The organism is Stutzerimonas stutzeri SDM-LAC (assembly GCF_000235745.1).
In the GTDB taxonomy this organism is placed as follows: domain Bacteria; phylum Pseudomonadota; class Gammaproteobacteria; order Pseudomonadales; family Pseudomonadaceae; genus Stutzerimonas; species Stutzerimonas stutzeri_H.
Genome location: NZ_AGSX01000110.1, coordinates 1 through 7,030 on the forward strand (window position 1 = coordinate 1; position 7,030 = coordinate 7,030).

A 7,030-nucleotide genomic window follows, 5' to 3' on the forward strand; every position below is an offset into this window, starting at 1 on the left:
AACCTCCTCCAGCCCCGAGTTGGGCACACCCGTCTCAACCCACTCGGACCGCCCCCTCTCCCCTCCGGGTAGAGGGCTGGGGTGAGGGGTGGCGGTGGTTAGGCGGACATCAATCTCCGCACGCAGCCTCGCTACCGCCGCCGACAGCTCATCGCTACGCCCTGGCGCCTCACCTATCCAGAACGGAATGTTCGGCGGCTGCCCCTGTGCATCCTCGACCCGCACACGACCGGACTCGATCTTGATAATGCGGTAGGCCGTATTGCCCAGTTGAAAGACATCACCGGCAAGGCTCTCAACGGCAAAATCCTCGTTGACCGTGCCGATGTTGAAGCCCTGTGGTTCCAGCAGCACCGAGTAATCGGCGTTGTCAGCAATGGTGCCGCCAGACGTCAGCGCAGTCAGACGGCCGCCGCGTCGCCCACGCAAACTGCGGTTGACCAGATCGCGGTGCAGATAGGCGCCGCGTGCACCGTGGCGGGTGGTGTAGCCCTCAGCGAGCATCGCCAACAGCGCCTGATAATCCGCCTCGCTCAAACCAGCGTAAGGCATGGCGCGACGGATCACCGCCAGCAACGCATCCTCCTGCCACTCGCGGCACGACACCTCGGCGACGATCTGTTGCGCCAGCACATCCAGCGGGGCCGTTGGTATCACCAACGTATCGAGCTCGCCGCGGCGAACGGCGTCGAGCAAGGCAGCGCATTCGATCAGGTCATCGCGCGAGCTGGGAAACAAACGCCCCTTCGAGACGCCACCCACCTGGTGACCGGCGCGGCCGACGCGCTGCAGGAAGGCGGAGATCGACCGCGGCGAGCCCAGCTGGCAGACCAGCTCGACGTCGCCGATATCGATCCCAAGCTCAAGCGACGCAGTAGCGACCAGCACCCGCAGCTCGCCGCGCTTGAGTCGCTGTTCGGCATCCAGCCGCTGTTCGCGCGCCAAACTGCCGTGGTGGGCGGCAACCACGGCATTGCCGAGCCGCTCGCTCAGATGCCGCGCCGCGCGTTCGGCCATGCGCCGTGTATTAACGAAGATAAGCGTGGTTCGGTGTTCACCGGCCAGCACCGCCAACCGGTCGTACACCAGCTCCCAGACGGCGTTGCTCATCACCGCTTCCAGCGGGACCGGCGGCACCTCCAGCGCCAGGTCACGCGCGCGGCCATGGCCCACATCGATGATTTCGCAGTGGCGCCCGACACCCACCAAATAATCGGCCACCGCCTCGATGGGCTTCTGCGTCGCCGACAGCCCGACCCGCACCAGCGGATGGCCGCATAACGCTTCCAGCCGCTCCAGCGTCAATGCCAGGTGGCTGCCTCGCTTGTTGCCCGCGATGGCGTGAATCTCGTCGACGATCACGCTGCGCACGCCAGCGAGCATCTGCCGACCGGACTCGGAGCCGAGCAGCACATAGAGCGACTCCGGCGTCGTGACCAGGATATGCGGCACGCGCTTTCGCATTGCGGCGCGCTCCGCCTGTGGCGTATCGCCGGTGCGCACGGCGGTTCGGATCTGCAGCGGCGGCAGGCCGAGCGCTTGCAGCTGCGCCGAGATGCCCGCCAGTGGCTGTTCCAGATTGACATGGATGTCGTTGGACAGCGCCTTGAGCGGCGAGACGTAGAGCACCGAGGTCCGGTCCGGCAGGCCGCCTTCGGCAACGCCCTCCTGCACCAAATGGTCGATGGCGGCGAGAAAGGCGGTCAGCGTCTTGCCCGAGCCGGTGGGCGCTGCCACCAGGGTCGAGCGGCCGGCACGGATCAGCGGCCAGGCGCGGGCCTGAGCCGGAGTCGGTGCAGGGAAGCTGCGGCTGAACCAGCTGGCCACCGCCGGGTGAAAGGCCGCCAGCGCGTCGGCAAGAGTTGAGTCGGTCATGGCCTGAATATGCTGCCGCGGCGGCGCATCCACAAGGCCGTCCCGCCGCAGCCCGTCGCATGCCCGTTACGCAAGAGGAAACGGCGCTGCCGCCTGGAGGTCCACTTGGGACAGCCTGACGATGGAGAATGCCATGAGTAACCAACCCCTGAACCTGGACGAAGCGATGCAGCTCGTCTCCGAAGCCTTTCTGCCGTGTGGCTGCGTGACAAGCGCCAATCCGGACGAAGACAGTTTCGGCTTTACCGTAATGTCCGGCAGCGGTGCGGAAATCCTGCGCGTGCCCAGTGTATCGAGCGAGGAGTACACCAGCCCGCAACGCCTTGGCGGCGTCATCGAACAGGCCCGTTTGGACGTTGAGGAAAAAGATCAGCGGCTAGAGCCCTGGACCATGCCCGCACTTATCGACGACACCGGCATCCCCGAAACGCCACCGAACTATTGATCCATCAGGCAACGGAAGGTAAACCATGAGCGATCCGGTTCTCTTGATCACCGGCGCGTCCTCCGGGATCGGCGCCGCCACTGCGCGACTCGCCGCCGAGGCCGGCTATCGCGTCGCCCTGGCCGCCCGCTCCGAGCACAAGCTGGCGCAACTGGTCGACCAACTCGGCGGCCCCGACCGGGCGCTCGCCATTCGCTGTGATGTGAAGGAGTACGCCGAGCAGCAGGCCATGGTGCAGCGGGTGCTCGACCACTTCGGCCAGCTCGATGCGGTCTACGCCAACGCCGGCATGCACGGTAGCGACGGCGGCTTCAGCGGCGCGGACCCTGAAGTCTGGCGCGAGATGCTGCTGACCAATGTCTATGGCGTAGGGCTGACGCTGCGCTGCAGCCTGGAAGCACTAAAGGCCAGTCGAGGTCATGTCCTGCTGACCGGCTCGGCCGCGGGGCGTTTCGTCATTCCCGGCTCGATGTACAGCGCCAGCAAATGGGCGGTGACCGGCATGGGCCTGAGCGTACGTGAAGAGCTGCGCGGTACCGGTGTGCGGGTCACGCTGATCGAGCCCGGCATGGTCGACACTCCGCTGTTCGACAAGCCGCCCGCCTATGCGCTGGAGCCCGAAGACATCGGTCGCGCGGTGGTCTATGCGCTGTCCCAGCCCCGGCATGTGGACCTCAACGAGATGCTGATCCGCCCCACGCCACCGGTCGAGGACTAGCCCGCTATCCCGACTGACTCAGCATCGCAAGCTGGCCCATTACGCTGACCGACTGGGAGCTGTCGGCCGGCCTTTCGCGACAGCCGCTGCGCTGCGTATATCCAGAAGTGATGTGCTTGGGCCTTGCCAGTCGAAACTTCACGCCCCGCTTCAGGTCGCTATAGAGGCGGTTTTCGGCTGTTGCGGGAGTCGACGGGTCACGTATCGAACACGGGGGAACGCGCATGGGCAATCTGGCGGAACAGCGGTCGCAGCAACCCGCTCTGGCTGAACTGGACTATCTGCTGAAGCGCTTCCGGCAGGTGCGCGCCACCAGCGAAGCGATCTGCGCGCCTTTGCAGATCGAGGACTACGTCATCCAGAGCATGCCTGACGTCAGCCCACCGAAATGGCATCTGGCGCATATCAGCTGGTTCTTCGAAGCGTTCCTGCTCAAGCCCTACCTCGTCGGTTACAAGCCGCTGAATGACGCTTACGACCACCTGTTCAACTCTTATTACGAAACCCACAGCACGCCCTTTCCGCGGGCCCAGCGCGGGTTGATCTCGCGCCCTGGCGTCGAGGATGCCTACCGGTTCCGCCAGCACATCGACCGGGCAATGGGTGAACTGCTGACTAACCCGCCACAACAGCACGCCGCCGAGATCATGCGTCGGGTCGAGCTGGGCCTGCAGCACGAGCAACAGCATCAGGAATTGCTGTTGATGGACATCAAGCACATCCTTGCGCAGAACCCGCTGCATCCTGTCTATCGCAGCGACTTGAAACCTGCACCCGCACTGCATAACGACCGCGTTCACTGGCACAGCTATGCCGGTGGTGTGCGTCATATCGGCCATGCTGGCAGTGGCTTCGCATTTGATTGCGAGACGCCGCGCCACCGCCAATTCGTCGAAGACTTTCAGCTGGCCGACCGCTTGGTCAGCAATCGCGAATACCTGTCCTTCATCGCCGATGGCGGCTACTCGCGCAGCGAGCTCTGGTTGTCCGATGGCTGGGCGCATATCCGCCAGCACGGCTGGAACGCCCCGTTGTACTGGCATCGCGAGGACGGTGGCTGGTGCGAAATGACCCTCGCCGGCTTGCAGCCGCTGGACCTGGAGGCGCCCGTCTGCCACATCAGCTTCTATGAAGCAGACGCCTATGCGCGCTGGGCCGGTGCCCGGTTGCCCACCGAAGCCGAATGGGAGGTGGCAGCCACCGACCAGCCACGGCGCGGCAACTTTCTGGAAAGCGACCACCTGCAACCTGTTTCTGCCAACGTGCCGCATGACGGGCCGGCGCAGTTGTTCGGCGATGTCTGGGAATGGACCGCCAGCGCCTACCGCCCTTACCCCGGTTTCCATCCGCTGGAGGGCAGCCTGGGCGAATACAACGGAAAGTTCATGTCCGGCCAGATGGTGTTGCGCGGCGGTTGTTGCGCCACACCCGAGTCGCACATTCGCGCCACCTACCGCAACTTCTTTCAGCCGGCGATGCGCTGGCAATTCGCCGGGCTGCGCCTGGCCAGGGAGCTCTGAAACATGGCACTCGCCGTACACTTTCATGACCAGACGCAGCCGACTCACGACAGCTCCCTACGCGACGAAGCCCTGGAAGGCTTCGCCGCATCGCCCAAGCACATCTCGCCAAAGTTTTTCTACGACCGACGCGGCTCGGAGCTGTTCGAGCAGATCTGTCTGCTGCCTGAGTACTACGTGACCCGCACCGAGGAAAAGATCCTCGCTGACGCCGCTAACGAGATATTGGAAATCGCCGGGCCACAGACCGACCTGATCGAACTGGGCAGCGGTGCCAGCCGCAAGGTTCGCCTGCTGCTCGAAGGCCTGCGGCCGGTCAGTTACCTCGGCATCGACATTTCCGAAGATTTCCTGCTGACCAGCACGCAGCGTCTCGCCGCTGACTATCCCTGGCTCGACGTGCATGCGGCCTGTGCGGACTTTTCGGATGAGCTGAAGCTGCCTGACGACTTCACCCTGCATCACCCGTTAGTCTTTTTCCCCGGTTCCAGCATCGGCAACTTCACCCCGCTGGAAGCTCGCAAGCTGCTTGGGCACCTGCGCGACATTCTCCCGCCTGGCGGTGGCCTGCTGATCGGAGTCGATCTGGCCAAGGATCGCAGCGTCCTGGAGGCGGCTTACAACGATAGCGCCCACGTCACGGCCGCGTTCAACCTCAACCTCTTGCAGCGCATCCGCCAGGAGCTGGACAGCGACATCGACCCGTCGCGTTTCACCCATCGGGCGTTCTTCAACGAGCAGGATTCACGGATCGAGATGCACCTGGTCAGCCGCGAAGCGCAAGACGTGACCATCGAGGGGCAGCGCTTCCACTTCGATGCTGGCGAAAGCCTGCACACGGAGAACTCCTACAAATACACATTGGAATCTTTCGCCGGCCTGGCCAACAGCGCCGGCTTCGACTGCAGCGGTCAATGGACCGATGCGCAGAACCTGTTCAGCGTGCATTACCTGCAACGTCGCCCATGAGGCCCATTGCTTACTGCCTGACCGCACTCACATTCGCGCTTGGCCTCGGCAGCGCCCTGGCCGAGGAGCACCCGCTGCGGCTTAAAGATCTGCAACGTTGCGGCGATCTGTTTTCCACGGAGCAATTGACGTTCTGCCTGCGCAGCGAAGGCGCGGCCAACGCGGATCTACAGGTGATGCTCGGTGGCGAGCCCGTCGAGACGGCTCGGGAAAAAAACGGACGACTGCGCCTGACCCTGAACCGCAAGGAACACCAGAGTGGCCCGCTCTGGCTGGAACAAGGTGATCGGCGCAGCAACCCGGTCTGGCTCACGCTCAATGGCAGCCACGTGATACCGGCAAGCCCGGACGAGGTGGCGAAGAACATGGACGGCCTGACCACCTACGTGGATCTGGTCAGCGTGATCATCGAAGAGGATCACGACGGGCTGGAGGCGTCTCGGCGTCTGGCCGAAAAGTATGGCGCCGAAGTGGTTGGCGCCATTGCCCCGCTCAATACCTATCAGCTGCGGCTGCCGGTGAACAACCTGACCGAGCGCGACGCAATGGTGCTGCGCCTGGGCAGCGAGACGAACGTGGATGCTGTGGTTATCGAAGAATCCGGGGCTGAAGAGCCACTGGAAGACGATAAGCAAAGCAGGCCTCGCAACAGTGAATGGGTTGCCAACCGCTTTCTCGATGCGGTGGATTTCTATCGGCGCCGTTTGCCTGCGCGCAAAGCACCGATTGAGACCCATCCCGTGCGGATCGGCATCATCGAGCGCGACGTCGACTTCGATTCGCCGGAATTCGCCGCCTATCTCAACCGCTGCGACCCTGCCAAGCCAAAAACCTGCGTTTACGCACGCGATGCAGAATCTCCGGCGGACCACGGCACCAGCGTCACCGGCATCCTCGCTGCGCGCAGTGCCGAGCCGGGCGACAGTGGTTTTCTCAGCGCCCTTGAAGCGTCAAGTTCGGGCTTTGAAGTCATCGTCGAGCGCAATTCGGACGCCGGTATCACCGCCAATGTCGCGGCGTCGGTCAATCTGGTGGAAGACGGCGTACGGGTGCTGAATTGGAGCTGGGGCATTCATCGCGTCGGCACGCTTGATGTGGACGGTGAAGAGATCGACTCACTGGTGCGCTCCGGCGTGGCGATGAGCGGTTACGAAGAGCTGCTCGAAGAATTCTTTCTCTGGTTGCGCCGCGAGCATCCGGACGTGGTGGTGGTGAACTCGGCGGGCAATGGCTCGGCGCATTCTGGCCAGGACGACTACCGCCTGCCCTCTTCCTTCATTACCGAACAACTCCTGGTAGTGGGCGCGCATCAGCGCGACTTCAGCAAGGATGTGCCGGTCGAACACCCGGACTACGTGACCAAGCGCCCCTCGTCCAATATCGATATGCGCGTCGACATCACCGCCTCGGCCTGTACCCGTGCGGCAACACTCGAACCCGGCAAGCGCGGCGAGGGGCACTGCGGCACCTCGTACGCCACGCCGATGGTCACTGGAATAGTCG

The 7,030-nt window shown here is 63.8% G+C and carries 6 protein-coding genes; 5 read left to right on the plus strand and 1 reads right to left on the minus strand.

The window, feature by feature from the left end; all coding sequences use genetic code 11:
* A partial coding sequence (locus PSTU_RS20710; RefSeq protein ID WP_141566890.1) for a DEAD/DEAH box helicase occupies positions 1–1,875 on the minus strand: 1,875 nt, incomplete at its 3' end.
* A 133-nt stretch (positions 1,876–2,008) separates the two neighbouring features.
* Here PSTU_RS20710 and PSTU_RS0111360 point away from each other — a divergent pair.
* The 5 genes from PSTU_RS0111360 to PSTU_RS20715 all read left to right on the plus strand — a co-directional run.
* A complete protein-coding gene (locus PSTU_RS0111360) occupies positions 2,009–2,320 on the plus strand; it encodes a hypothetical protein (RefSeq protein ID WP_019341148.1) in 312 nt (103 codons plus the stop codon).
* 25 nt (positions 2,321–2,345) lie between these two features.
* Positions 2,346–3,038 (plus strand): SDR family oxidoreductase, encoded by a 693-nt coding sequence (locus PSTU_RS0111365; RefSeq protein WP_019341149.1) that lies wholly within the window; start codon positions 2,346–2,348, stop codon positions 3,036–3,038.
* 224 nt (positions 3,039–3,262) lie between these two features.
* Positions 3,263–4,558 (plus strand): ergothioneine biosynthesis protein EgtB, encoded by a 1,296-nt coding sequence (gene egtB / locus PSTU_RS0111370; RefSeq protein ID WP_019341150.1) that lies wholly within the window; start codon positions 3,263–3,265, stop codon positions 4,556–4,558.
* 3 nt (positions 4,559–4,561) lie between these two features.
* Positions 4,562–5,527 carry an L-histidine N(alpha)-methyltransferase gene (gene egtD / locus PSTU_RS0111375; RefSeq protein ID WP_019341151.1) on the plus strand — a complete coding sequence of 322 codons (966 nt, stop codon included), beginning with the start codon at positions 4,562–4,564 and terminating at the stop codon, positions 5,525–5,527.
* Positions 5,524–7,030: S8/S53 family peptidase (locus tag PSTU_RS20715; RefSeq protein ID WP_019341152.1), on the plus strand; the 1,507-nt coding region annotated here is incomplete at its 3' end. The genes egtD and PSTU_RS20715, both read left to right, overlap by 4 nt.

Coding starts and splice junctions, on each gene's coding strand:
- egtD (WP_019341151.1), top strand. CDS start 4,562: ATGGCACTCGCCGTACACTTTCATGACCAGACGCAGCCGACTCACGAC.
- egtB (WP_019341150.1), top strand. CDS start 3,263: ATGGGCAATCTGGCGGAACAGCGGTCGCAGCAACCCGCTCTGGCTGAA.
- PSTU_RS0111360 (WP_019341148.1), top strand. CDS start 2,009: ATGAGTAACCAACCCCTGAACCTGGACGAAGCGATGCAGCTCGTCTCC.
- PSTU_RS0111365 (WP_019341149.1), top strand. CDS start 2,346: ATGAGCGATCCGGTTCTCTTGATCACCGGCGCGTCCTCCGGGATCGGC.